This window comes from Rhizobium sp. 25PS6 (assembly GCF_032464655.1).
Classification (GTDB): domain Bacteria; phylum Pseudomonadota; class Alphaproteobacteria; order Rhizobiales; family Rhizobiaceae; genus Rhizobium; species Rhizobium laguerreae.
Genome location: NZ_JAWDIV010000016.1, coordinates 102652 through 125549, shown reverse-complemented (window position 1 = coordinate 125549; position 22898 = coordinate 102652). Strand labels below are relative to the sequence as shown.

Sequence of the window (22898 nt, the reverse complement as noted above, 5' to 3'; positions counted from 1 at the left end):
CCTGATGAGAGGCAGATGAGTTACGAGGCCTCTTATTCTCCCTCGCGCTTGAGCCGGTATTCCCCCGTCTCCGGGTCCTTGACCAGCGTGCCGATCGCGCCGGTCTGGCGCTCCTTTTCAGCGCGGCGCGACTTTTCGGCGAGCTTGCGGGCATCGGAGACAAAGCGGCGGTAGAGCCACCAGGCTGAGAAAACCAGGACCAGGATCGTAATAAGCTGTGCCATGCCCCTCTCTTGCTCCTCTCAAAGCCCGAACCGGCTCCACAATGCTCTCTCTTCCGCCGCTTCGACAAGCCCCGTGGCGAGACCGGATGCAGCACCTTCGAGCGAGACCGGCGATACACCGGGGATCCTGCGGCCGAACAGACCACGGCCGGCGGTGACGAGCTCCAGCTTGGTCTTCTGACCGTAGCGCCGCTTCAGTTCCTGGCGCATGTCGCCGAGGCCGTCGATCAGGCCGAGTTCGAGGCCACGCGTGCCACTCCAGAACAGGCCGGAAAACACCGCCGCATCGTCCCTCAGCTTGCCGGCGCGCCGCTCGCGCACCATGGATATGAAGACCTGGTGGATTTCGAGCTGCAGGCTCTTCAGGTACTCGATGTCCTTTTCCTTTTCCGGCTGAAAAGGATCGAGGATCACCTTGTTTTCGCCCGCCGTATAGACCCGGCGTTCGACGCCGATCTTCTTCAAGAGCTCGGGAAAGCCGAAACCGCCGGAGACGACGCCGATCGAGCCGACGATAGAGGTGGCGTCGGCGATGATCTCGTCGCCGGCGAGCGCGATCATGTAACCGCCCGAGGCGGCGACATCCTCGACGAAGACCAGAACCTTCTTCTGCTTCTCGCGGGCGAGCTCGCGAATGCGGGTGAAGATCAGGCGCGACTGCACGGGCGAGCCGCCCGGCGAATTGATGGAGATGGCGACTGCCGGTGCGTCCTTCATGGCGAAGGCTTTTTCCAGAACCGGAGAGACATTGGCGAGGTTGAGGATCGGCCGGAACTGGCCCCCGCCACTGATGATCGCCCCCTGCAGGCGAACGACCGGAATGGTGATGCCGTCCTTGCGGAACCGTTTCGGCATCAGTTTTCTCAAGAATCCGGCCATTTCCCATCCTTCGCTTCGGGTCGCACGATCGTCACCCATGTATGCGCTGGAACGACAAACGCAATGGCTGCGTTCTTGAAAACATTGGGCCTGAAAACATCGGGTTTGAATTTGTTGTTGCGAATGACTTGCATTATCATTCTAAATCGTCATAGTGCGCGCACGATAAAACAATGGAAATCGCATGGACGTCCTCAATCCGAAAGCAAAGAGCGGCTGGCGGCACGAACGCGGCGAGGCCTCGCTATCTGATGTCTACCGCACCGTCGGAACCGGGCGTCACAGCTCGATGTGGCGAAGGGCGGCAGCCTTCGCCGGGCCGGGCTACATGGTCGCCGTCGGCTACATGGACCCCGGCAACTGGGCGACCTCGCTCGCCGGCGGCTCGAAATTCGGCTATGCGCTACTCACCGTCGCGCTGCTTTCCAACCTGATGGCGATCGTGCTGCAATCGCTCTGCGCGCGCCTGGCGATCGCCTCCGGCCGCGACCTCGCGCAGGCCTGCCGCGACGCCTTTCCGAAATATGTCTCGCTGCCGCTCTGGGCCTTTGCGGAAATCGCCATCATCGCCACCGATATCGCCGAGGTGATCGGCACGGCGATCGGCCTCAACCTGTTGATGGGCATCCCGCTCGAGCTCGGCGTGCTGATTACCGCGCTCGACGTCTTCGTCATCCTCTTCCTGCAGAAGCTCGGCTTCCGCTGGGTGGAAGCCTTCATCATCGCGCTGCTCGGCGTCATCGCGGTCTGCTTCGGCGTGCAGATCCTGCTGGCCGACCCGCAATGGGGCGCGGTCCTCACCGGCTTCTTCCCGACGACCGAGATCGTCACCAATCCGGAGATGCTCTATCTGGCGCTCGGCATTCTCGGTGCGACCGTCATGCCGCACAATCTCTACCTCCACTCCGGCATCGTGCAGACGCGGGCCTACGGCCATACGGTTCCCGAAAAGAGGGAGGCGCTGACCTTTGCAACGATCGACTCGACGGTCGCCCTCTGTTTCGCGCTGCTGATCAATGCCTCGATCCTGATCCTGGCGGCCGCCGCCTTCAATGCGCACGGCAGGACCGACGTCGTCGAACTCGGCGATGCCTATTCGCTGCTGTCGCCGCTGCTCGGCCTCGCCATCGCGCCGACGCTGTTCGGCATCGCGCTTCTCTGCTGCGGTCTCAACTCGACGGTAACGGCAACGCTTGCCGGCCAGATCGTTATGGAAGGCTTCCTCAAGATCCGGCTGAAGCCATGGGTGCGCCGGCTGATTACCCGTGCCATCGCCATCGTGCCGGCAGCGATCGTCACCATCTGGTATGGCGACCAGGGCACGGCGGAGCTGTTGATCCTGACCCAGGTGGTGCTCAGCCTGCAGCTGTCCTTCGCCGTCTTCCCGCTTGTCATGTTTACCGCCAACAAGGCCAAGATGGGCGAACTCGTGGCGCCGCGCTGGCTGAGTGGGGTTGCCTATCTGATCGCGGTCGTGATCGCCGGACTGAACGTCAAGCTGCTCCTCGACTTCGTCACCGGCTGAAGCACTTTCAGGAAAAGTCTGAAGCCGGTCTAAAGCCTGGCATAGGCCGCCCGGCCATTGTTGAAATCATCGACGAGAGAGGAGAACTTGTGGCTCCCCTCTTCGTGCATGATGAGGGCCGCCCGCAGCGACAGCCGCGCCCGCGATCCCTTGATCGCTGTCACCAGGATCCGCACGGCATTTTCACCCGGACGCGGATGAATGGCGGTGATCTCGATGCCGCCGAAGCGCCGGCCGCAGGCGTCGATGATCTCGGCGATCGATTGCGGCCTGGCGATCAGCGACAATTGCCCGCCTGGGATCATGATGGCACCGGCGGTGCGGATCCAGCTTTCGAACAGGCCGTCGGTCATCGCACGGGCTTCGGCCTTCAGCGCATCCGGCGTGCGCCGGTCACCGGCGTCGTTGAAGGGCGGGTTCATGATGACGTGGTGGAAACTCTCATCGGTGAGCCCCGCATCGTTGCGTGCCTTGGCGGTCAGCGTCACATCGGCCTCGATGACGCTGACGCGGCCGGCGATATGGGCATTGTCGGGCAAGAGGATGCTGCGGCGGGCATAATCGGCCATCTCGGCCGAGCGTTCGAACAGCACCACTTCTGCATCGGCAAGGCGCGAGGCGACGGCAAGGCCGGCAGCGCCGGCGCCGGCGCCGAGATCGGCAACCCTGACCGGACGATCGTCGGCGACCAGAGCCGCAAGCAGCATCGCATCCATGCCGGAGCGATGGCCCCTGCCCTTCGGCTGCACCACATGGAAGCCGCCGCGATGAAAGGCATCGACAGTGTCAGTGGCGGTCATCGGAGCTCACTTCCGCTCGCGCAGCTCGCCGCCGAGACCGGCATCGGTGAGGATGCGGCGCGCCTGATCGGCCATCTCCTCATCCACCAGCAGGCGGCGCGACAGCATGCCGAGCGAGCCTTCCAGCACGCTCATGCCCTGATCGGCGATGAAGCAGTGAATCCCGGCATCCTTCATCAAACTCTCGGCATAGGAGAGAAGAACGGGGTCGTTGGCGCGGATAAGCTCATGCATTGCCGTCGTTTTCCTTCCAATTTCGCTCAGCGCGACAATTCACCCCTTGCCGCGTCCATCGCCCCTTTCTATTGTCAGGTGCAATGAATGAATAGGAGTCCGGGTCGTTGGGCGTGGTCATACCGCTTGAAGAAAGCAAAAACAAACTGGCATCCATAAAGCCGCTGGTCGATCTCACCAGGGCGGATATGGAGCGAGTAAACCAGCTCATTCTCTCCAAGGCCGGCTCCGACGTGCAGATGATCCCCGAAGTGGCGAACCATCTGATCTCGTCCGGCGGCAAGCGGCTGCGGCCGATGCTGACGCTGGCTTCCGCATCGCTGTTCGACTACAGGGGCGAAAACCACGTCAAGCTCGCCACATCGGTCGAGTTCATGCATACGGCAACGCTGCTGCATGACGACGTCGTCGACGAAAGCGATCTGCGCCGCGGCAAATCGACGGCGCGAATGATCTGGGGCAACCAGGCAAGCGTGCTGGTCGGCGATTTCCTGCTCGGCCAGGCCTTCCGCATGATGGTCGATGTCGGCTCGCTCGATGCGCTGGACGTCTTGTCTGCCGCCGCCTGCGTGATCGCCGAAGGCGAGGTGCTGCAGCTTTCCGTCGCCAAGAACATGGAGACGACGGAGGACGATTATCTCTCGGTCATCCGCGCCAAGACGGCCGCTCTCTTTGCCGCCGCCGCCGAAGTCGGGCCGATCGTCGCCGAGGCCGGCCGGTCCGGCCGCAATGCGCTGAAATCCTACGGCATGAATCTCGGGCTCGCCTTCCAGCTGGTCGACGATGCGCTCGACTATGGCGGCAAGGCCGCCGATCTCGGCAAGAATGTCGGCGACGATTTCCGCGAGGGCAAGATCACCCTGCCGGTCATTCTCGCCTATCGCCGCGGCACTGAGGATGAGCGCGCCTTCTGGCGCGATGCGATCGAGGCCGGCAACAGCACCGACGCCAACCTCGAAAAAGCGCTGGGACTGATCACCAAATACGGCACGCTCGGCGACACGATCGGCCGCGCGATCCATTACGGCACGATCGCGCGCGATGCGCTTGCGCCCCTTCCCGATACGGTCTGGAAATCCGCTCTGATGGAAGTGATCGACTTCTGCATCGAGCGCGTCAATTGATCAAACGTCCTTGATCGCAGGCTGATTTTCTTGCAGCGCCGCTTCAAAAAAGCCATCCTGTTATGAATCAGTGATCGCAACTGGTTTTGCGGCCGGCACCATTTGTCGGGACGCTGTCGAAGAAAGGTTTCCTAATGCGGCAGAGAATTGCCATCCGTCTTCTTACGAGCGCAGCGCTGGCCGCTGTCCTTTCGCTCAGCGGTGTCGGCGGCGCGAACGCCGAGGATGCGGCCAAGACAGACGATGCCGGCACGGCCGTTCACTTCGATGCAGACAGCGTCACCACTTTCTCCGGCGCCTTTCTCGCCGCGCGCACCGCCGATGTCGATCATGACTATGAAACGGCGATCGAACTCTACAAGAAGGCGCTGCAGATCGAGCCTGGCAATCCCGAGATTCGCCAGCGGCTGATGATCTCGCTGCTGCTCAATGGCGATATCAAGGACGGCGTCAAATATGCCAATGACCTGAAGGGCGATCCTTCCGTCGAGCGTATCACCACGATCGTGCGCGGCATGGATGCCGTGCGCCGTGACGACTACAAGTCGGCCGAGGCCATCCTGAAATATAAGGGGCCAAACGATCTCGACCGGATGATGAACGACCTGCTGCTCGCCTGGGCCCGCGTCGGCGCCGGCCGCGGCAAGGAAGCGCTGACGATGGTCGAGAAGATGAAGGGGCCGGACTGGTTCCGCATCTTCCAGAATTACAATGCCGGAGCGATCGCCATCGCCATCGGCGACGTGAAATCCGCCCGAAAGCATCTGAACGATGCCGTGCTCGACAAGGAGGGGGGCGCAACGGCGCCCGACACCTTCGTGCGCGCCGTGATGGCGCTTGCCCGCCTCGAAGCAACACAAGGCAATAAGCAAAAGGCGCTCGACGCCGTTTCCGTCGGCGACAACCTATTGCCGAACTATGCGCCGCTGAACGCGCTGCGCGACAGTATCGGAAAGAACGAAAAGCAGGAGCAGCAGGTCAAGACGGCCGAAGAAGGTGCCGCCGGCGTGCTCTTCTCGGTCGGCGGCGCGCTGAACCGCGACGGCGCCGAGGACATCGTCTCGCTCTACCTGCAGACGGCCAATGCGCTCGATCCGAACAGCGCCGATACGCTGGTGCTGCTCGGCGGCATTGCCGAGAAGCAGAACCAGATGGACCGCGCCATCGCGCTCTACAAGAAGGTGCCGGAGAATTCACCGATGCGGCGCATCTCCGAGCTGCAGCTCGGCCTTGCCCTTGCCCAGGGCGGCAAGGTGGACGAAGCGCGCAAGCACCTGCAGGCGCTGATCGCCTCCGACCCGAAGGACATCCGCAGTTACCTCGCCTATGGCAGCGTGCTCTCCGACGCCAAGGACTACCAGGCGATGGCCACGAATTACGACAAGGCCGTCGAAGTGATCGGCCCCATCCCCGGCCGGGTCAACTGGAGCGTCTTCTTCCAGCGAGGCATTGCCTATGAGCGGCTGAAGAAGTGGGACCAGGCGGAACCGAATTTCCGCAAGGCGCTGGAGCTCAATCCCGACCAGCCGCAGGTGCTGAACTATCTCGGCTATTCCTGGATCGACATGAATCGGAACCTCGACGAAGGTCTCGGCATGATCAAGAAGGCCGTCGACCTTCGGCCTGACGACGGCTACATCATCGATTCGCTCGGCTGGGCCTATTTCCGCCTCAACCGCTTCGACGATGCCGTCGACGAGCTGGAGCGGGCCGCACAGATCAAGGCCGGCGACGCAACGATCAACGACCATCTCGGCGATGCCTATTGGCGCGTCGGGCGTAAGCTCGAGGCCGTCTACCAGTGGAACCGGGCGCTCGCCTCCGAGCCCGAAGCTGCCGAGATCCCGAAGATCAAGGACAAGGTCGCCAACGGCCTGCCCCCCGTCAGTGACGATGCCAAGGCAGCCGACAAGAAGCAGCCGGATCCGGCGCCCGTCACCCCGCCGCCGGTCGACAAGAAATCCTGACGGGCCGTGCTCGAAACCATGCCGGATGGGGCTTGGCTGGATTCAGATCAAAGAAATAGAGCATGATGTCGTCCGAAGACCGCTCACACTTTTCGGCATCATGCTCCAGCATCACCGAGGAAGCTCGCGCTAAAATCAACCTGGCCCTGCATGTGACGGGCCAGCGGCCGGACGGCTATCATCTGCTCGATATGCTGGTGACCTTCGCAGATCATGGCGACCGGCTGGACTTCATGCGGTCGCCGGCCGATGCATTCACCCTGTCGGGCCGTTTCGGCGAGATACTTGCCGGCGACAGCGGCACCAACCTGGTGCTGAAGGCCCGCGACCTCCTGCGCGAGGCGATCGGTCCCCTCGCCTTTCCCGTCCGCATTCATCTCGAAAAGAACCTGCCGGTTGCCTCCGGCATCGGCGGCGGCTCGGCCGATGCAGCCGCGACGCTGCGCGGGCTGATGCGGCTCTGGGGCACGACATTATCGGCGGAGACGCTTGCCGCGCTGGCGCTGAAGCTCGGCGCCGACGTGCCGATGTGCCTGGAGAGCCGGCCGCTGATTGCCCGCGGCATCGGCGAAAAGATCGAAGCTGTGCCTGATCTGCCGGCCTTTACCATGGTGCTCGCCAATCCGCTGAAGGGCGTCTCGACGCCTGAGGTTTTCCGCCGGCTGGCGACAAAGAACAATCCGGCTCTGAACCTGGCACCGAGCCGGCCTCAGACTGCCGACTGGCTCGCGGCGATTGCTGCGGCCCGCAACGACCTGGAGCCACCGGCGCGCGAACTCGTGCCCGAGATTTCGCAGATCTCGTCGATGCTGCAGGCTCACGGCGCGCTTCTGACCCGCATGTCCGGTTCCGGCGCCACCTGTTTCGGCATCTTTGCGAGCATGACTGTTGCCGAAGATGCGGCGGCAGCTCTTCACGACGAGCGCCCTGGCTGGTATTTCCAGGCGACGGAAACGGTTTCGGGAGGAGCATGATGGCAGGTCTGGACGAAAAGCGGCCCTTCATCGCGGTCGGCATTGCGGTTCTCACGATCTCGGATACCCGTACGCCGGAGACGGACAAGTCAGGCGACACGCTGGCGGCGCGGATCACCGAGGCAGGTCACAGGCTGGTCGACCGGGGGATCGTGCCCGATGATCGCCAAAAGATTGCCGCACGGGTGAAGGCCTGGACTGAGAGAGAAGACATAGACGTCGTCATCACCACGGGCGGCACCGGCTTTACCGGCCGCGATGTGACGCCGGAAGCGCTGGAACCTTTGTTCGAAAAGCGGATGGACGGCTTTTCCGCCATCTTCCACCGGATCTCCTACGAGAAGATCGGCACGGCGACGATCCAGTCGCGCGCCACGGCAGGTGTTGCCAACGCCACCTTCATCTTCGTGCTGCCGGGTTCGCCCGGCGCCTGCCGGGATGCCTGGGACGGCATTCTGAAAGGACAGCTCGACTATCGCAGCGTGCCGTGCAATTTCGTCGAGATCATGCCGCGTCTGGACGAGCACCTGAAACGCGGCGCGACCAAATAGACCGATGTGCCTTGCGCTATGTCGCAAGGCCTGGCAGGACGGGCATCGTGTCCCAGCTGTCACCCGACAGCAGGACGCAGCTTATGCCGTGAACATCCGTGACGATGAGTGTCCAGGTGCCGCTTTCGGCGGCATAGACCTCGAGAACGGCGTTCTGGTTGATCAGTCCGACTGCCGTGAGCTTTTCGGCGAAATTCTTGTCGAGGAAATTGACGATTTCGGATCGGCCTGCGCAACTGCGCATCATCTGCGATGCTGCCGAATGCGGATGCGCGATCACCAATGTCGGCAATATGACGGCCATGAGGCCGTAGATCATACCGCGTACCATGACGCACCTCCTTTCGCCGGGAACCCGGCAGAAGAGGAGATTTTCGCTGACCTGTTCTGCCGTTCACCGGCATTCCATGGCCATTCCGTTGCGAAGCGAGGCGCTTCGACGGCGCCATGTTTGAATTATAGCGCGAAATCCTATTGGGCGCCATCTTTTGCTCATGGAGAGGGTTGCGGCCCTATCGCGCAGCGCGGGCGACCCAGGACGGAATCAGTTCGCTCGCGAGCTTGCGCGGCTTCTGGCCCTTGACGAATTCGGTCAGCCGCATGCCGCTTTTGGCAATGGCGAGCGCCTGCTTCTTCGGCAGGAGGAAGCCGAGTTCCAGCGGCGGCACGGCACGGCCAACACGCTGGAAGAACGGGCGCCTGTAGCCGCGCGACGCGGTGAAGCGCGCCGGCAGCTTGTTCAGCGCCACATATTCGGCGATCTCATCGATCCAGCCGGCCTGGGGTCTGGCGCCCGGCTCGACGAAGAGCAGCCATTCGCCGCGCGCCGAACGGACGATGTCCTTGATATCCCATTGCGAATGGAAGCGGCAGCCGGCAGCGTCGGCCACCCGCGAGGTGCCGTCGCGCGAGCAGTGATCGAGCACGACCACATCGCTCACCAGCCCTTCCACCGCGCCTGCCACCAATACCGATAAAGTCTGTGCCAGCTCAGATTCCTGATCCTGACATTCGAGAACAACCGTCAACATTGACTATTTATAATGCGCCGCACAAAATTTTGCCAGCATCGTTTTCCTCATTTTGTTCTTGCATTGTTCTCATTTTGCGGATAGGAATTTAATCAGCAAAACGGGCGGAGGCGATGGCTTTCCGCCGCGGGAGAATCCGATGAGAGAGCAGTCCCTGGCAGGGCAGGCCGCATTCGCGCCTGCCAATACGGCAGATATTGCCGATGCGATGATCGTGTCCTCCGGCCTGAGAGTCGAGGTCGACCGGCGGCGTGGACGTGGGGCGGGACTGAACCCGACAGGTCGGTTCGAGCCACTGCAGCGGGAGACCGTCGACGATGGCTGGCAGACCTGGGAAGAGCTGCCGCCTTTCAAGACCGAAGTGCAGGTCGAGAAGCCGCGCACGGCCATCACCCGCAACGAATCGCCGGACCTTTCCTTCGACCGCTCGATCAATCCCTATCGCGGCTGCGAACACGGATGCATCTATTGTTTCGCCCGGCCGACACACGCCTATATGGGGCTTTCCGCAGGGCTCGATTTCGAGACGAAGCTCTTTGCCAAACCCGATGCGGCAAAACTGCTGGAGCGGGAACTCGCCAAGCCCGGTTACAAGGTACGGGTGATCGCGATCGGCACCAATACCGATCCCTATCAGCCGATCGAGAAGGAATGGCGCATCATGCGCGGCATTCTGGAGGTGTTGAACAAGGCGAACCATCCGGTATCGATCGTCACCAAGTCGGCGATGATCCTGCGTGATCTCGACATTCTGCAGGAGATGGCAGCTAAGAACCTGGTGCGCGTCGGCATCTCGGTGACCACGCTGGATCGCAAGCTTGCCCGGACGATGGAGCCGCGTGCCGCCACACCGCCGCGGCGGCTGGAGACGATCCGCACCCTTGCCGAAGCAGGCATCCAGACGGCTGTGATGGCCGCCCCGCTCATCCCGGCGCTGAACGACCACGAGCTGGAGCGCATCCTCGAATCGGCAAAGGCTGCGGGCGCTGCCGAGGCGAGTTATGTCATCCTCAGACTGCCGCTCGAGGTCAGCCCGCTGTTTCGCGACTGGCTGCTGCAGCATTATCCCGATCGCTACCGGCATGTGATGTCGCTGGTACGCTCGATGCGCGGCGGCAAGGATTACGATGCCGAATTCGGCAAGCGCATGAAGGGCGCCGGTCCCTATGCCTGGCAGATCGCCCGGCGCTTTGAAATGGCCGCCAGACGTTTCGAGCTGACGCGACGTAGTGTGCCGCTGCGCGATGACCTGTTCGTACCGCCTGATGGCAGCGGCGTGCAATTGTCGCTTCTTTGATTTTTAAGCTTGCGTTTCGGCATCTCGACAAAACCGCCCTGTTTTCGAGCACCGAGCGCAATTCCCGCGGATGGCCCTGACCGCCACCATCCGCCGGACCGGTCCCCGGCCGCCGCCCTGATCCGGGGACTTGCGGGAAATCGGGTTGGCGTGCGAGGTTCAGCCGCATGAAACCTCGCACGCCACCCGATTCTCCCCTGCTTTTCGACACGGCTCCGCTCGTGCCGGATTTCCGACTGGAACTCAAAGCCCGCAAGGCCGGCCACTGGCCGGTCGCCGGCGCCGATGAGGCAGGCCGCGGGCCGCTGGCGGGACCCGTCGTGGCGGCCGCCGTCATTCTCGATCCGAAGCGCATCCCTGAGGGGCTGAACGATTCCAAGCAGCTTTCGGCGCAACGGCGCGAGGAACTGTTCGTGCAGATTCTGGCGACTGCGACCGTCTCCATCGCCTCCTCCAGTTCGACGCGCATCGACGAGACGGATATCCGCAAGGCAAGCCTCGACGCCATGCGCCGGGCCATCTGCAGCCTCGCCATTCCGGCCAGCTACGTGCTGACCGACGGGCTCGACGTGCCGCCCGGCCTCGACTGCCCCGGACAGGCTGTGGTCAAGGGCGATGCCCGCTCGGTCTCGATCGCCGCCGCCTCGATCGTCGCGAAGGTGACGCGCGACCGGATGATGGCGCGGGCACATCATGTGTTTCCGGATTACGGTTTTGCCGCGCATGTGGGCTACGGCACGGCGCAACACCGCGCCGGCATCGAGAGGCACGGCCCCTGTTCGCTGCACCGGATGAGCTTCAGGCCGCTGCGCAAGACCGAGGGCGGCCCCGAGACGGACGAGCTGCTTTCCGAGTAGGTCATTCAACAGAAAAGCCGGGCAAAGAAGACTTCCAAAAGAAAAGGCCGGGACATGCCCGGCCTTTTCTCTTTTTCGAAGCTGCTCAGTTCAGCCGCGTCTTGACCTGGCCGACGGCATTGCCGAAGAGCTCGGACTGGATTTTGGTGTCGGCCCGCTTGGCAAGCACGGTTTCAGCGGCCGCGATTGCGAGATCGACAGCAGCGGAACGCACCGCCTTCATCGCCTCAACCTCGGCCTGCTTGATCTTCTGCTCGGATAGCGCCGTGCGGTTGGCGACGAATTCTTCCGTCTTCTTCTTCGCTTCGGCGGTCAGCATTTCGGCTTCGCGCTCAGCAGCGGCAACGATGTGGGCCGCTTCGGCTTCTGCTTCCTTGCGCTTGCGCTGGTATTCGGCGAGCAGGTGTTGGGCCTCCTCGCGCAGACGCTTGGCTTCAGCCAACTCGTTGCGGATCTGGTCGGCGCGGTCGTCGAGCGACCGTGCCATCATGCCCGGAACCTTCAGGTAAACGACCAGCGCCAGGAACAGGACGAGGCCGACAAAGGCGAAGAAAGTCGCGTCAAAGGCAAATTCCATCGATCAAGCCTCCTTCTTGGCAGCCGCGACGGCGGCAGCGACATCGGCCTTGGCGACGGTACCGCCGATCAGCTGATCGACCACGGCAGCCGCCGTTTCCTCGGCAATGGTGCCGACGTCGGCGAAGGCCTTGGCCTTGATCTCGCCGATACGGAGCTCGGCAGCCTTGATCTTTTCCGAAAGGCTCGCCTCGACAGCGCGGCGTTCCTCTTCGGCCTTGGCCTTGGCGGCGTCGCGTGCGGCGGAGCCGATCGCGTTGGATTTGGCGCGGGCGGCGGCCAGTTCACCTTCATAGGTCTGGACGGCGGCGTCGGCTTCGGCCTTCAGGCGGCCGGCCTCTTCCAGATCCTGGGAAATGCGCGTGTGACGCTGATCGAGGATGGCCCCGATGCGCGGCGCGATGACCTTTTGCATGAGCAAATAGAAGACGCCGAACGTGATCACCAGCCAAAGCAGCTGGGACGCGTAGGTCGTCGAATCGAAAGGCGGGAAAGGGCCGCGGGCGTGTTCGCCTTCGGCAACACCAGTCTCGGTATGGACCTCGCCTGCGGCCGGAGCGGCATGCGCATCCGTACCCGTCGCTGCCGCCGGTGCTTCCTCAGCGTAAGCCGGGGTCACAAAAAACATGCTCACCTCCAGGTGGACTGCAAATGCAAAGGATCACGGCTTGCGGTCGCAGGCCGTGATCCATCTATTCGCCGATATCAGACGGCGAAGAGGAGGAGGAGAGCGACGAGCAGCGAGAAGATGCCCAGAGCTTCCGTAACGGCGAAGCCGAATACCAGACGGCCGAACTGGCTGTCAGCGGCAGACGGATTGCGCAGTGCGCCGGAGAGGTAGCTGCCGAAAATATTGCCGAGGCCGAGAGCCGTACCGGCCATACCAAAGCAAGCCAGGCCTGCACCGATGTACTTTGCTGCTTCCGCTTCCATGTTGAACTCCTTTGAAATGGTTGTTGCGGCGAATGACTGACGCCCTTTGACGTCGATGTCGTTATCCTTAGTGCCCGCCCGGATGGATTGCATCGTTGAGGTACATGCAAGTCAGCACCGCAAAGACGTAAGCCTGAAGGAAGGCGACGAGGAACTCGAGACCGGTCAGGGCGACGGTCATGATGAGGGGAAGAACGGCGCCGCCGATACCCAGAGCACCCATGGTTCCGAGCGAGGCGACGAAGCCTGCGAACACTTTGAGCGTGATGTGACCGGCGAGCATGTTGGCGAAAAGACGAACCGAGAGCGAAATCGGTCGCGACAGGAAGGAGATGATTTCGATCGTGACGACCAGCGGCAGCAGAATGCCCGGCACGCCCGAAGGCACGAAGACATTCAGGAAGTGGAAGCCGTGCTTATAGAAACCGTAGACGAGAACCGTACCGATAACCAGAATCGCGAGCGCGAAGGTGACGATGATCTGGCTCGTCACCGTGAAGAAATACGGGAACATGCCAAGCAGGTTGGCCGTCAGGACGAACATGAAGAGCGAAAAGACCAGCGGGAAGAACTTCATTCCCTGCTTGCCGGCGCCTTCCTTCAGCATGTTGGCGATGAACTCATAGGACATTTCGGCGACCGACTGCGAACGGCCCGGCACGATGGCGCGGTTCGAGGTCGAGAAATAGAGGAAGCCTGCGGCAGCGGCAGCCGAAACGGCCATGAAGAGCGATGCATTGGTAAACGAAAAATCAACTCCGCCGATTTCGATCGGCACAATCTTCTGGATCAGGAACTGATGAGTCGGATCGTTAGACACCGCTTGTTCTCTCTCTTTGGCCCGCAGGACGCGGGGTCATTGCACTGGACCGGAACCGGTCCTTATTTCTTGTCGTCCTTGTCGTCCAGGGGATGGGCCACCACCCCCGCAGAACGCAGCACGTTCAGAACGCCAGCACAAAATCCGAGAAGCAGAAGAACAATCAAACCCCAAGGCGCCGTGCCAACAAAACGGTCGAGGAGATAGCCAAGGAGAGCACCGACGACGATTGCGGAAATGAACTCGCTGGAAAGCTTCATCGCCTGGGCATAACCTTTGCGGCTTACCTCGGCGCGGGCTTCCCTAGCCTCGTCCTGTCCCGTCTCGACACGCTTGGTCGCGAGTTTCGCTCCCAATTGCGCACGGCGCTTTTCAAGACTTTCCTCGCGGTCATCCGCCATGGATCTCTCCTCACCTGTCCGTCGCCCGCACTCCCGCTACCCCGGTCATTCGGACCCCGGACGCGAAGGTTGAGACCCTTCCGGCCCGTTCTGAAGTCGCGCGCAACATAGTTTTAGGGATTAGCATAGTCAAGGCGTAGACAGCTTCTGTCCAGCGAGAAAATAATTCCATCAAATCAAAGAGATAAATCGACTCCGGGTCGATCGCGCAAATTCGACGGAAAGAATCCGCTTTTGCGGGCCGGAAATCGGCTTGCCCCAGCGATTTATCTCAGCTCCAGCCGCCGCCATAGGTGCGATAGAAGACGTGAAGACCGATGCGGCCGACCTTTTCCATGGTCCTTGCCCATTTTGGTCTGACATAGACGGCATGGTAATGCGTCGCCGAACCCACCTGCGGCAGCCAGATCTTGCCTGATGTCACAGCCATCGCTACGTCGCGGGCGACTCGCCAGTGATATTCCGAGTTCACCCTGTCCTTGATGCTGTCGCAGGCGAAGGAAAACTGGCAGCGGTTGCGCCAATCCTCGTTCTGATAGACGACGCCGCAGATGGTCTTCGGATAGGAAGGGTTGCGGACGCGGTTGAGGATGACCTGGGCGACGGCCGCCTGTCCCTTCACCGATTCTCCACGCGCCTCGAAATAGATGCCGGAGGCAAGGCACTGCTGTTCTCGGGCGGAAAAGACGCTCGGCGCCAGCACGCTTGCGGCCCAGGCGTGATCGCGCGGGCCGATCTCCGGAACGAAGCGGCCGCTGTCCTGTTCGGTCAGGATGGAATCGAAGGGCGATTGGCGGGCATAGTCGGGTGTGGCCGGTGCATAGGCGGTGGCCAGAACATCGGCCTTGTTGCTGGTGACGAGGCCTGCGAGCATTGCCGGCACGCCATTATCGGTCACCGCAGGCTGTGTCTTATAGAAAGATGTGGCGATCTCGATTTCCTTGCCCTGGATCTTCGGCTTGACGAAAGCCGACCGGTCCTTGAGATCGAAGCTCGGGGTGAAGAGCATCTTGGTGCGCTCGAGGATCGAGCCGGCGGAAAAATCCTTCGGCGGCTGCATCTTCTCCACGGCGACGACGCGGCCTTTCTTGCTGCCACGGTTGACGCGATCCTCGTCCGGCGTGTCCTCGTGGCCCCTATCCTTGGCAGTGCCCTTGTCCTTGGTATTGAAGGCGACCTTGCGGCCATCGGGCAGCACCATGCCGGCACCGGCGGAGATCGAACCGGTCACCATCGGCTCGGCGAAGGCGAGTTCGGCCTGGTGGATGGAGCCGGCTGGCGAATTGGTCAGCACCATGCGCCAGTTCTCCCCCTCATGATCGAGGCCGGCGAGCATGGCGGCGAGATCGGCATGAGATGCGGCGCTCGGGAAAATCAGCCAGCCGGCGAGACCGAAGATTACGGGCGACACCCAATTCTCGGGAATGAGACGCAGCTTGCTACGGGAAGGGCTCTTTCGACGCAACACGGACTCCGGGCATGGAACGCGGGAACATTCCGTTGAAAGTCTCGCATTAACCTTGATGTCCGGTTAACAGGCCGTGCCGAAATGTGACCGTGAGAAGTTTTGGATGTTCTAATGTGAGGGGTAATCTCGTGTGTTTGGGAACAGCGGTGCAGCACCTCCGGCCTCGATCCCAAGGGATGTCAATGATGAAGCAACAGCAACTTGGTCCAATCTCTCTTGCTCCGGCTACGGAGAAAGGGGACCAAGGCGCCACGACCGTCCTCTTCTCCCCAGCGGGGAGAAGTGCCGGAGCGATAGCGAGGCGATGAGGGGGTGAGCGGCAAAGCCGCGAATGCGCTGAGCGCAAGCGAAGGGCAATGAATGGTGTACCGTGTGGCCCCTCATCCGACCCTGCGGGCCACCTTCTCCCCGCTGGGGGAGAAGAGGGAGCTCAAATAATAACGTGCGAGCCCAGTTCAACCACACGGTTTGCCGGCAAGCGGAAGTAATCCGAGGGGTTGGCGGCGGCGTTGGCGAGAGCGATGTAAAGCCGGTCCTGCCAGTAGGGCATGCCCGACTTGGCGTCCGGCACCAGCTTGCGTCGGCCGAGATAGAAGGAGGTCGACATGATGTCGAACTTCAGTCCGGTCTTGCGCAGCGTCGCCAGGGCCTGCGAGACGTTTTGCGATTCCATGAAGCCGAACAGCAGTTCGACGCGGGAGAAACGCTCGGAAATCTGCTCGACCCTGTAACGGTCATGGCTTGGAACGCGCGGTTTGTTGACCGTGCGGATCGTCAGGATGACGTTGCGGTCGTGAAGCACGTGGTTATGCTTGAGATTGTGCAGCAAGGCGGCGGGGGCGGATTCCGGATCGCTGGTCAGGAAGATCGCGGTGCCCGGAACCTGGGCCGGCGAATGTTCGCTCTTGCGCTCGATCGAGCTGACGAAGGAGGCGAGCGGAATATCGGTATGGCGGGTCTTTTCCATCAGGATCGCGGTGCCGCGACGCCAGGTCCACATAACGACGGTAAAGGCCGTAGCGATCAGAATCGGGATATAGCCGCCGTCGTGGATCTTCAAAAGGTTGGCGCCGAGGAAGATCAATTCGAGCACGACCAGCGGCACGAGCGCGATCACCGCAACCGGCAGCGACCAGTTCCAGCGGGCGCGGACGAATTCGAAGGCCATGATCGAGGTGACGACCATGGCGCCGGTGACGGAGATGCCGTAGGCGGTCGCCAGTGCGTCCGATGTCTTGAAACTCAGAACCAGGAAGATGACGCCGATGAACAGCACGGCATTGACCGAAGGCACGAAGATCTGCCCGGTATTGGTTTCCGAGGTGAAAAGGATTTCCATGCGCGGCAGGAAGCCGAGGTTGATGCCCTGGCGCACCATCGAGAAGGCGCCGGTGATGACCGCCTGGCTGGCGATGATCGTCGCTGCGGTCGCCAGGATGACGACCGGCAGCAGCGCCCATTTCGGATACATCAGATAGAAGGGATCGGACATCGTCGCCGGATTGCCGAGAACGAGAGCGCCCTGCCCGAGATAGTTCAGCGTCAGCGCCGGGAAAACCAACAGGAACCAGGCCCACTGGATCGGGCGGCGGCCGAAATGGCCGAGATCGGCATAGAGCGCCTCAGCGCCCGTCACCGTCAGGAAGACGGCGCCGAGCACGACGACGCCGTAAAAGCCCTCATGCAGCAGGAAACTGACGGCGTAATAGGGATTGAATGCGGCTAGGATGCCGTAATCGTCGGAGATATGGGAAATGCCGGCGGCCGCCATGACGAGGAACCAGACGGCGGTGATCGGGCCGAAAAACCTCGCGACGGCGCCGGTGCCGCGCGACTGCACCACAAAGAGCAGCGCCAAGATCACCACCGAGATCGGCACTATGTAATCCGCGAGGCGGGGTGTGACGAGCTTCAGGCCCTCGACGGCCGACAACACGGATAGAGCCGGCGTGATCATCGCATCGCCGAGGAAGAGGGCCGCACCCATCAGGCCAAGCAACATCAGCATGGCGGTATGGCCGTTAGCGGTCTTCATCAGAAGGGCAAGCAGCGACAGCGTGCCGCCCTCGCCGTCGTTGTCGGCGCGCAGCAGGAAGAGCACATATTTAATGGTGACGATAATCGTCAGCGCCCAGATCATCAGCGAGATCAGGCTGATGACTTCGAAACGGGTGAGGCCGTCATGGGCCACCGGTTTCAGCGCTTCGCGAAAGGCGTAGAGCGGGCTGGTACCGATATCGCCGTAGACGACACCGACGGAACCCAGCCCGAGATAGAACAGCTTTTTCGGCGTCATATGGCGTTCGTTCGGATGGCTATCTTCGGACATGAAGGTTTAACAGGCTCCTCAGAGCCAGCCTTTCCAGCGGAAAAAGAAAAAGGGGATGACGGCGGAGATCACCATCAAGGCCAGCGAATAGGGATAACCCGCGGCCCAGGTCAGCTCCGGCATGACCTGAAAGTTCATACCATAGACGGAAGCGACCAACGTCGGCGGCAAGAACACCACCGAGGCAATCGAGAAAATCTTGATGATCGAGTTCTGCTCGATGTTGATCAGCCCGAGCGAAGCATCGAGCAGGAAAGTGATGTTGGCGGCGACGAAGGAAGCATGCTCCGACAACGACTGGATATCGCGGGAAACGGTGCGGCAGAGCTCCTTCGCCTCGCGGTCCTGCTGGATCGCCGGGATGGTGTGAAAGAATGTCAGCAGGCGGGACAGCGAACCGAGACTGTCACGCACCTTGCTGATCATCCGGTGATGGCCGGCGATATCCCTGAGCTTCTCCTCAAGATAGTTCGAGGGCTTGCGCACCTTTTTTGCCCGGTCGCCGAAGACATGCGTCGACAAGATGTCGATGCGCGAGACGGAGATCTCGAGGATCTCGGCGGTGCGGTCGACGATCGTCTCCAAGAGCTTGGCGAGAAGGGCAGCGCCGCTGCGCCAGTTTTCCGGCAAACGGTGGAGGGCGGCGATAAACAGTGCAAAGGACTTGGGATGGGCGTAGCGAATGGTGACCAGGCGGTTTCCAGCCAGAATGAAGGCCACATCGGTCAGCGTCGGCACGTCGGTGTCAGCCTTCCAGAGCAGCGAGGCGGTCATGAAAACGGCGTCGTTTTCGACATAGAGACGGGCGGAAGGCTCTATATCTTTGAGGTCGTCGCGGGTCGGGACCTCTATGCCGAGAATCTTCTCGACATAGAGTTCCTCATCGCGGGTCGGCTCGACCATGTCGATCCAGACGACATCCTCGGGAAAGGACGCGGCATGCGACAGATCGCGAATCTCGACCGACCTGCAATTGGAACAGTAAGCGGTAATCACCGGTCGTCTCTCCGCCTGCATCCAACCTTAAAGGCCGGCATGCGCGTTGTGCTCGACCGCATCGCAGTTCCCAATCCTTCGATCGACAAGATAACTCCGAACTTGCAGGCGGGCCGGCCTCTTCGAAACGAAGACCGCCGTCACTGAGCATCTGCAGCAAAACGCCATCATGGCGCCGCGGCATATGAAGCAAAGCCGTGAAATAATCAAGACATCTTCCGTGAAGCGCGGCTTTTCACCACGTTTCCCCCACAATTTGGGGTATCCGCTGCGGTGATTCGGGCCGGTTAGCGCCTGGCAGCGTACGTGATTCATACGGCGGGCTTAGCCCTTTGTTCCAATCATGCCGTTATCCCGGAACCGCTTCACACGCCGGGCGGCATGCATTATTCGAAGACGATCGCCGGCGCCGGGCGCTGGGACTGGCCCGCGACCTGCTCCCAGACCTTGGCGGCGATACCGCGATAGATGCCGGCAACGATGCCGTTCGGCTCGGAGGCGACGAGCGGCGTGCCGGCGTCGGAGGTTTCGCGAATATTCATCGTCAGCGGCACTTCGCCGAGGAAGGGCACGCCAAGGCGCTCGGCCTCCTTGCGGGCGCCGCCATGGCCGAAGATGTCGTAGCGGGTGCCGGTATCCGGGGCGATGAAATAGCTCATGTTCTCGACAATGCCGAGCACCGGCACCTCGACCTTGCGGAACATGTTGAGGCCCTTGCGGGCATCGATCAGAGCGAGATCCTGCGGCGTCGAGACGATGACGGCGCCGGCAAGCGGCACCTGCTGGGCCATGGTCAATTGGGCGTCGCCGGTACCGGGCGGCATGTCGACGACGAGGACGTCCAGTTCGCCCCAGGCGACTTCGCGCAGCATCTGCAGCAGCGCCGACTGGACCATCGGCCCGCGCCAGATCATCGCAGTCTCCTCGTCGACGAGGAAACCCATCGACATGACCTTGAGGCCATAATTCTCCATCGGATTGATGATGCGGCCGTCGATCTGCGTCGGGCGGCCCGATATCTTCAGCAGCCGCGGCATCGAGGGACCATAGATATCGGCATCGAGAATGCCGACGCGAAGACCGTTGGCGAGCAGGCCGAGTGCGAGATTGACGGCGGTGGTCGACTTGCCGACCCCACCCTTGCCCGAGGCGACGGCGATGATGGCGCCGATGCCGGGCACACCGATCTTGCCGGCGCGTGAAGGCTGTTGAGGAGCGTGGGCGTGGCCCGCATGATCATGTTGGTGATCGTGGCCGGCATGGCCGTGAGGCGGGTTCGGCGCAGGGCGGGCAGCCGGAGCGGCGGCAGCCGCCTTCTTGTCCGCTGTCAGTGTGACGAGGGCACCTTTGACGCCTGGCATTTCCTTGATGACGCGCTCGGCGGCGAGCCGCATCGGCTCCAGTTCCCTGGCGCGATCGGCCGGGACGGTGATGGAGAAATAAACTTTGCCGTCAGAGATGAAGACATCGGAGACCATGCCGAGCTCGACGATATCGTGCTCGAGATCCGGTCCACGCACGGTCTTCAGCGTTTCGAGAACCTGTTCCTTGGTGACGTCGGCCATTCCACCCTCACTGCTTCTTCTTGCAGATCACAAATAGTGGAGACGGAAGCCTTCGCCAAACAAAATCATCGGGAGGGAAATCGATTGCCGGCGCGCAAAAAGGCGCCGGGGAGAATTGGCAGTCCGTTGCGGCCATCAAGTCCGCCGGGCTTTCGCCCTGATGGCCGCAACGGTCTCCCCGAGAACCGGCGCAATCCGGGGCGAACTAGAGCAAGCCGAAAAAAAGACCAGCGAAAAGTGAACGAGGAAGGGAAAATCGCAGGCAGCCGGGAAAGAAGCGGTGCCAAAACGCAACAACCGCCGCCGACACCGAAGGGCCGGGAGAAAAGCGGCATCGGCGTCGGGCAGCGGTGTGTCGGCCGCGCCATTTGCTGGCGCTGGTCTCAAAGTCCCCTCTGGACCTCTCGCAGAAGAGATGCAGAAAGCGTGCCAGATGGAAAATCAGAAAAAAGAGCGCAAAAGCGCTTGCGGCAGCCCCTCAGCGGGAAAGACTTGCCTACGCGCTGGGCGGCTTCGAAAGCAGTCGGTTGTTTTTTGCAACTTATTTGATCAGGCCGATGCGCAGCGCCTTGGCGACGGCCTGGGTGCGGTTGACCGTGTCGAGCTTCTTGGTGGCGCGGTTGAGATAGTGATTGACCGTGTGCTCGGACAGGGTGAGGATTTCGGCGATTTCAGCACTGGTCTTGCCGGCCGCCGTCCAGTTGAGGCAATCGATCTCGCGGTCGGTCAGCGTGTCCGTCATGCGCGTATCGAGGTTGCGGATCTCGGCAAGCCTGTCGAAGACGTGGATGGCGATGTAGGAGAGTTCGCGCATCTCTGCCGCGCTGAAGGGTTCGCGGTCGCCGGCAAAAGAGACGGCGCCGCGCAGGCCGGAGGGGTCATGTGTCGGGAAGTAGGCGCAGCGCATCATCTTAAAACGTTCGAACAGGGAGGCGACGAGATTGGACTTGCCGTCGTCCCGCGACAGGTTATGTCGTGACATGTCGTAGAAGAAGGGTCGCGCGGATGTTCTGAGCCGCCGGAGAACCGGGCTGTTCACCATCAGGCCCTCCTGGTCGTAGAGGGCCAGAAGCTCGGCCGGCCAGCTGGTGATGACAGTGCTGCCCTGAAGATCGAAAGAGGTGATCGGCGGCAGGTTGAGAACCATGAAGGCACGGCTGCGATAGGCTTCCGTCACCCGTTTCATGAAACGGAAAATATCGAACTGGGTTTTCAGGCCCGCTATTTCCTGAACATAATCGTCTTCTTCCGTGGATGTTTGCGACAAGGGTGCCATCACATTTCTTCATTTTCGGCACAGCGGCCGGCAAACCGTTTGCGAAACCTGCCCGCTATGGGTGTTTCGATTGCATCGGGGAACGACGATCGCTGGTTGGAATCGGCTTCGGCGTTGAGCGTTTCGGCCGGTGAATGGTTGTAGATTTCGCGGACCGTTCTAGTTGTGGTGATTCGCCGGAAAATCTCAATATCGCGCTTATCATAAGCATGCTCTGCGATGACGTCCAGCAGTGGCCGACGGCGATCTTCTGTCAACGGCGCGGACCGAGACGGACGCGCATGCCTTCCATGATACTCGCAGCCGCCAGTTGCACCGGAACGGACCATTGGTGCAGAAGTTCCATCGACAAGCGATAGGCCGGGCCGGTAATCGAAATGCCACCCATAAAGGTCCGATCCTCCGACCAGATGGGTGCGGCAACGCAGCGGATGCCGGCCTCATGCTCTTCGCGGTCGAAGGCATAACCCCGATCGGCAATCTCGCGGATTTCGGCAAGCAGCGTTTCGGCAGAGACATGGGTCGAGGTGGTAAAGCTGGTGAAGCTCAGGCCGGCAAGCAGATCGACGAGGCTTTCGGCCGGCAGCAGCGAAAGGGCGGCCTTGCCGACGCCGGTGCAATAACAGGGCGAGGCATTGCCGATCTGCGAATACATGCGTACCGGCTGACGACCTTCGACCTTATCGAGATAGATGATCGACTGCCCTCTCAGAACGCCGAGATGCACCGTCTCGCCGGTCGCCTGCTGCAGATCTCTAAGGTGCGGTTCGGCAATCAGGCGGAACTCGTTGCGCGCCCAGCTGCGCGCGGCGAAATCGAGCAGGCGCAGGCCAGGCGTATAACGGCCGTCGCCATCGAGCTCGAGCAGCCCCTCCTCGACCAGATGGGTGAGCTGGCGATGCAGCGTGCCGCGCGGCTGGCCGGCAAGCGCCAGGATATCGGTGAAACGCAGCGGCGCATCGGCATGGGTGACGAGATCGAGCAGAACCATCAATTTGCCGAGCGTGCCGGTCTCGCGTGTCTGTGCCGCGCTTTCGCCGTTTGAATTCATCACCTTGTCCGCCCTTGACA

25 protein-coding genes are annotated in these 22898 nt (G+C 61.6%); 7 read left to right on the top strand and 18 right to left on the bottom strand.

Features of this window, described 5'->3' with window-relative positions:
* Window positions 1-32 precede the first annotated feature (32 nt).
* Complete coding sequence (locus RWK44_RS22985) at window positions 33-224, bottom strand: membrane protein (protein WP_020048688.1); 192 nt, start codon at window positions 222-224, stop codon at window positions 33-35.
* An 18-nt stretch (window positions 225-242) separates the two neighbouring features.
* A complete protein-coding gene (locus RWK44_RS22980) occupies window positions 243-1103 on the bottom strand; it encodes a S49 family peptidase (protein ID WP_020048687.1) in 861 nt (286 codons plus the stop codon).
* Window positions 1104-1287: 184 nt separating this feature from the next.
* On the opposite strand from RWK44_RS22980, the gene RWK44_RS22975 reads away from it, so the two are divergent.
* Window positions 1288-2628, top strand: coding sequence for an Nramp family divalent metal transporter (locus RWK44_RS22975; RefSeq protein WP_168330297.1), 1341 nt, complete (start codon window positions 1288-1290; stop codon window positions 2626-2628).
* Between the two features lie 29 nt (window positions 2629-2657).
* Here RWK44_RS22975 and RWK44_RS22970 read toward each other — a convergent pair whose 3' ends face one another.
* Together RWK44_RS22970 and RWK44_RS22965 are read right to left on the bottom strand one after the other, a co-directional pair.
* Complete coding sequence (locus tag RWK44_RS22970; protein ID WP_316029424.1) at window positions 2658-3428, bottom strand: tRNA1(Val) (adenine(37)-N6)-methyltransferase; 771 nt, start codon at window positions 3426-3428, stop codon at window positions 2658-2660.
* A 6-nt stretch (window positions 3429-3434) separates the two neighbouring features.
* On the bottom strand, window positions 3435-3662 hold the full coding sequence (locus tag RWK44_RS22965; protein WP_003545870.1) for a putative signal transducing protein: 228 nt from the start codon (window positions 3660-3662) through the stop codon (window positions 3435-3437).
* 107 nt (window positions 3663-3769) lie between these two features.
* On the opposite strand from RWK44_RS22965, the gene RWK44_RS22960 reads away from it, so the two are divergent.
* The 4 genes from RWK44_RS22960 to moaB all read left to right on the top strand — a co-directional run bounded on the left by RWK44_RS22960 (window position 3770) and on the right by moaB (window position 8278).
* Entirely contained in the window at window positions 3770-4786 is a 1017-nt protein-coding gene (locus RWK44_RS22960) for a polyprenyl synthetase family protein (RefSeq protein WP_168271490.1), read from the top strand.
* A gap of 134 nt (window positions 4787-4920) precedes the next feature.
* Complete coding sequence (locus RWK44_RS22955) at window positions 4921-6753, top strand: tetratricopeptide repeat protein (RefSeq protein WP_168271491.1); 1833 nt, start codon at window positions 4921-4923, stop codon at window positions 6751-6753.
* Window positions 6754-6815: 62 nt separating this feature from the next.
* Window positions 6816-7727, top strand: coding sequence for a 4-(cytidine 5'-diphospho)-2-C-methyl-D-erythritol kinase (locus RWK44_RS22950; RefSeq protein ID WP_168284064.1), 912 nt, complete (start codon window positions 6816-6818; stop codon window positions 7725-7727).
* Window positions 7727-8278, top strand: coding sequence for a molybdenum cofactor biosynthesis protein B (gene moaB, locus RWK44_RS22945; RefSeq protein ID WP_131642884.1), 552 nt, complete (start codon window positions 7727-7729; stop codon window positions 8276-8278). Before RWK44_RS22950 ends, moaB begins: the two co-directional genes overlap by 1 nt.
* Before the next feature lie 16 nt (window positions 8279-8294).
* Here the strand turns inward: moaB and RWK44_RS22940 are convergent, their stop codons facing one another.
* On the bottom strand, window positions 8295-8609 hold the full coding sequence (locus tag RWK44_RS22940) for a hypothetical protein (RefSeq protein ID WP_316029423.1): 315 nt from the start codon (window positions 8607-8609) through the stop codon (window positions 8295-8297).
* A gap of 181 nt (window positions 8610-8790) precedes the next feature.
* Window positions 8791-9309 carry a glycosyl transferase gene (locus RWK44_RS22935; protein ID WP_168284067.1) on the bottom strand — a complete coding sequence of 173 codons (519 nt, stop codon included), beginning with the start codon at window positions 9307-9309 and terminating at the stop codon, window positions 8791-8793.
* A gap of 139 nt (window positions 9310-9448) precedes the next feature.
* Here RWK44_RS22935 and RWK44_RS22930 point away from each other — a divergent pair, with 139 nt between their 5' ends.
* Together RWK44_RS22930 and RWK44_RS22925 are read left to right on the top strand one after the other, a co-directional pair.
* Window positions 9449-10606: a PA0069 family radical SAM protein gene (locus RWK44_RS22930; RefSeq protein WP_168271494.1), complete on the top strand. Its 1158-nt coding sequence runs from the start codon at window positions 9449-9451 to the stop codon at window positions 10604-10606.
* Window positions 10607-10773: 167 nt separating this feature from the next.
* Complete coding sequence (locus RWK44_RS22925; protein WP_168284068.1) at window positions 10774-11463, top strand: ribonuclease HII; 690 nt, start codon at window positions 10774-10776, stop codon at window positions 11461-11463.
* 85 nt (window positions 11464-11548) lie between these two features.
* Here the strand turns inward: RWK44_RS22925 and RWK44_RS22920 are convergent, their stop codons facing one another.
* The 12 genes from RWK44_RS22920 to RWK44_RS22865 form a co-directional block, all read right to left on the bottom strand.
* Window positions 11549-12040 carry a F0F1 ATP synthase subunit B gene (locus RWK44_RS22920; RefSeq protein ID WP_012756242.1) on the bottom strand — a complete coding sequence of 164 codons (492 nt, stop codon included), beginning with the start codon at window positions 12038-12040 and terminating at the stop codon, window positions 11549-11551.
* Window positions 12041-12043: 3 nt separating this feature from the next.
* Window positions 12044-12667 (bottom strand): F0F1 ATP synthase subunit B, encoded by a 624-nt coding sequence (locus RWK44_RS22915; protein ID WP_077976597.1) that lies wholly within the window; start codon window positions 12665-12667, stop codon window positions 12044-12046.
* A 77-nt stretch (window positions 12668-12744) separates the two neighbouring features.
* Entirely contained in the window at window positions 12745-12972 is a 228-nt protein-coding gene (locus RWK44_RS22910; protein ID WP_003545854.1) for a F0F1 ATP synthase subunit C, read from the bottom strand.
* A 67-nt stretch (window positions 12973-13039) separates the two neighbouring features.
* On the bottom strand, window positions 13040-13792 hold the full coding sequence (locus tag RWK44_RS22905; RefSeq protein WP_077976598.1) for a F0F1 ATP synthase subunit A: 753 nt from the start codon (window positions 13790-13792) through the stop codon (window positions 13040-13042).
* Between the two features lie 62 nt (window positions 13793-13854).
* Entirely contained in the window at window positions 13855-14193 is a 339-nt protein-coding gene (locus RWK44_RS22900; RefSeq protein WP_077976599.1) for an AtpZ/AtpI family protein, read from the bottom strand.
* A gap of 271 nt (window positions 14194-14464) precedes the next feature.
* Window positions 14465-15658 (bottom strand): cell wall hydrolase, encoded by a 1194-nt coding sequence (locus tag RWK44_RS22895; RefSeq protein ID WP_221954307.1) that lies wholly within the window; start codon window positions 15656-15658, stop codon window positions 14465-14467.
* 433 nt (window positions 15659-16091) lie between these two features.
* Window positions 16092-17990 carry a potassium transporter Kup gene (locus tag RWK44_RS22890; protein WP_131642881.1) on the bottom strand — a complete coding sequence of 633 codons (1899 nt, stop codon included), beginning with the start codon at window positions 17988-17990 and terminating at the stop codon, window positions 16092-16094.
* A gap of 18 nt (window positions 17991-18008) precedes the next feature.
* Window positions 18009-18986 carry a magnesium transporter CorA family protein gene (locus tag RWK44_RS22885; RefSeq protein ID WP_316029422.1) on the bottom strand — a complete coding sequence of 326 codons (978 nt, stop codon included), beginning with the start codon at window positions 18984-18986 and terminating at the stop codon, window positions 18009-18011.
* 386 nt (window positions 18987-19372) lie between these two features.
* Window positions 19373-20551: an Mrp/NBP35 family ATP-binding protein gene (locus tag RWK44_RS22880; RefSeq protein ID WP_168284070.1), complete on the bottom strand. Its 1179-nt coding sequence runs from the start codon at window positions 20549-20551 to the stop codon at window positions 19373-19375.
* Window positions 20552-21092: 541 nt separating this feature from the next.
* A complete protein-coding gene (locus RWK44_RS22875) occupies window positions 21093-21827 on the bottom strand; it encodes a helix-turn-helix transcriptional regulator (protein WP_032999143.1) in 735 nt (244 codons plus the stop codon).
* Complete coding sequence (locus tag RWK44_RS22870) at window positions 21827-22084, bottom strand: hypothetical protein (RefSeq protein ID WP_020048669.1); 258 nt, start codon at window positions 22082-22084, stop codon at window positions 21827-21829. Before RWK44_RS22870 ends, RWK44_RS22875 begins: the two co-directional genes overlap by 1 nt.
* Window positions 22081-22878, bottom strand: coding sequence for an IclR family transcriptional regulator (locus tag RWK44_RS22865; RefSeq protein WP_020048668.1), 798 nt, complete (start codon window positions 22876-22878; stop codon window positions 22081-22083). Before RWK44_RS22865 ends, RWK44_RS22870 begins: the two co-directional genes overlap by 4 nt.
* Between the last annotated feature and the right edge of the window lie 20 nt (window positions 22879-22898).

Bases quoted from the DNA above. Each gene is read 5' to 3' on its own strand.
- RWK44_RS22930 (WP_168271494.1), top strand. From the start codon at position 9,449: ATGAGAGAGCAGTCCCTGGCAGGGCAGGCCGCATTCGCGCCTGCCAAT.
- RWK44_RS22900 (WP_077976599.1), bottom strand. From the start codon at position 14,193: ATGGCGGATGACCGCGAGGAAAGTCTTGAAAAGCGCCGTGCGCAATTG.
- RWK44_RS22970 (WP_316029424.1), bottom strand. From the start codon at position 3,428: ATGACCGCCACTGACACTGTCGATGCCTTTCATCGCGGCGGCTTCCAT.
- RWK44_RS22920 (WP_012756242.1), bottom strand. From the start codon at position 12,040: ATGGAATTTGCCTTTGACGCGACTTTCTTCGCCTTTGTCGGCCTCGTC.
- RWK44_RS22980 (WP_020048687.1), bottom strand. From the start codon at position 1,103: ATGGCCGGATTCTTGAGAAAACTGATGCCGAAACGGTTCCGCAAGGAC.
- moaB (WP_131642884.1), top strand. From the start codon at position 7,727: ATGGCAGGTCTGGACGAAAAGCGGCCCTTCATCGCGGTCGGCATTGCG.
- RWK44_RS22890 (WP_131642881.1), bottom strand. From the start codon at position 17,990: ATGTCCGAAGATAGCCATCCGAACGAACGCCATATGACGCCGAAAAAG.
- RWK44_RS22950 (WP_168284064.1), top strand. From the start codon at position 6,816: ATGATGTCGTCCGAAGACCGCTCACACTTTTCGGCATCATGCTCCAGC.
- RWK44_RS22875 (WP_032999143.1), bottom strand. From the start codon at position 21,827: ATGGCACCCTTGTCGCAAACATCCACGGAAGAAGACGATTATGTTCAG.
- RWK44_RS22975 (WP_168330297.1), top strand. From the start codon at position 1,288: ATGGACGTCCTCAATCCGAAAGCAAAGAGCGGCTGGCGGCACGAACGC.
- RWK44_RS22880 (WP_168284070.1), bottom strand. From the start codon at position 20,551: ATGGCCGACGTCACCAAGGAACAGGTTCTCGAAACGCTGAAGACCGTG.
- RWK44_RS22915 (WP_077976597.1), bottom strand. From the start codon at position 12,667: ATGTTTTTTGTGACCCCGGCTTACGCTGAGGAAGCACCGGCGGCAGCG.
- RWK44_RS22935 (WP_168284067.1), bottom strand. From the start codon at position 9,309: ATGTTGACGGTTGTTCTCGAATGTCAGGATCAGGAATCTGAGCTGGCA.
- RWK44_RS22925 (WP_168284068.1), top strand. From the start codon at position 10,774: ATGAAACCTCGCACGCCACCCGATTCTCCCCTGCTTTTCGACACGGCT.
- RWK44_RS22985 (WP_020048688.1), bottom strand. From the start codon at position 224: ATGGCACAGCTTATTACGATCCTGGTCCTGGTTTTCTCAGCCTGGTGG.
- RWK44_RS22955 (WP_168271491.1), top strand. From the start codon at position 4,921: ATGCGGCAGAGAATTGCCATCCGTCTTCTTACGAGCGCAGCGCTGGCC.
- RWK44_RS22865 (WP_020048668.1), bottom strand. From the start codon at position 22,878: ATGAATTCAAACGGCGAAAGCGCGGCACAGACACGCGAGACCGGCACG.
- RWK44_RS22940 (WP_316029423.1), bottom strand. From the start codon at position 8,609: ATGGTACGCGGTATGATCTACGGCCTCATGGCCGTCATATTGCCGACA.
- RWK44_RS22965 (WP_003545870.1), bottom strand. From the start codon at position 3,662: ATGCATGAGCTTATCCGCGCCAACGACCCCGTTCTTCTCTCCTATGCC.
- RWK44_RS22910 (WP_003545854.1), bottom strand. From the start codon at position 12,972: ATGGAAGCGGAAGCAGCAAAGTACATCGGTGCAGGCCTGGCTTGCTTT.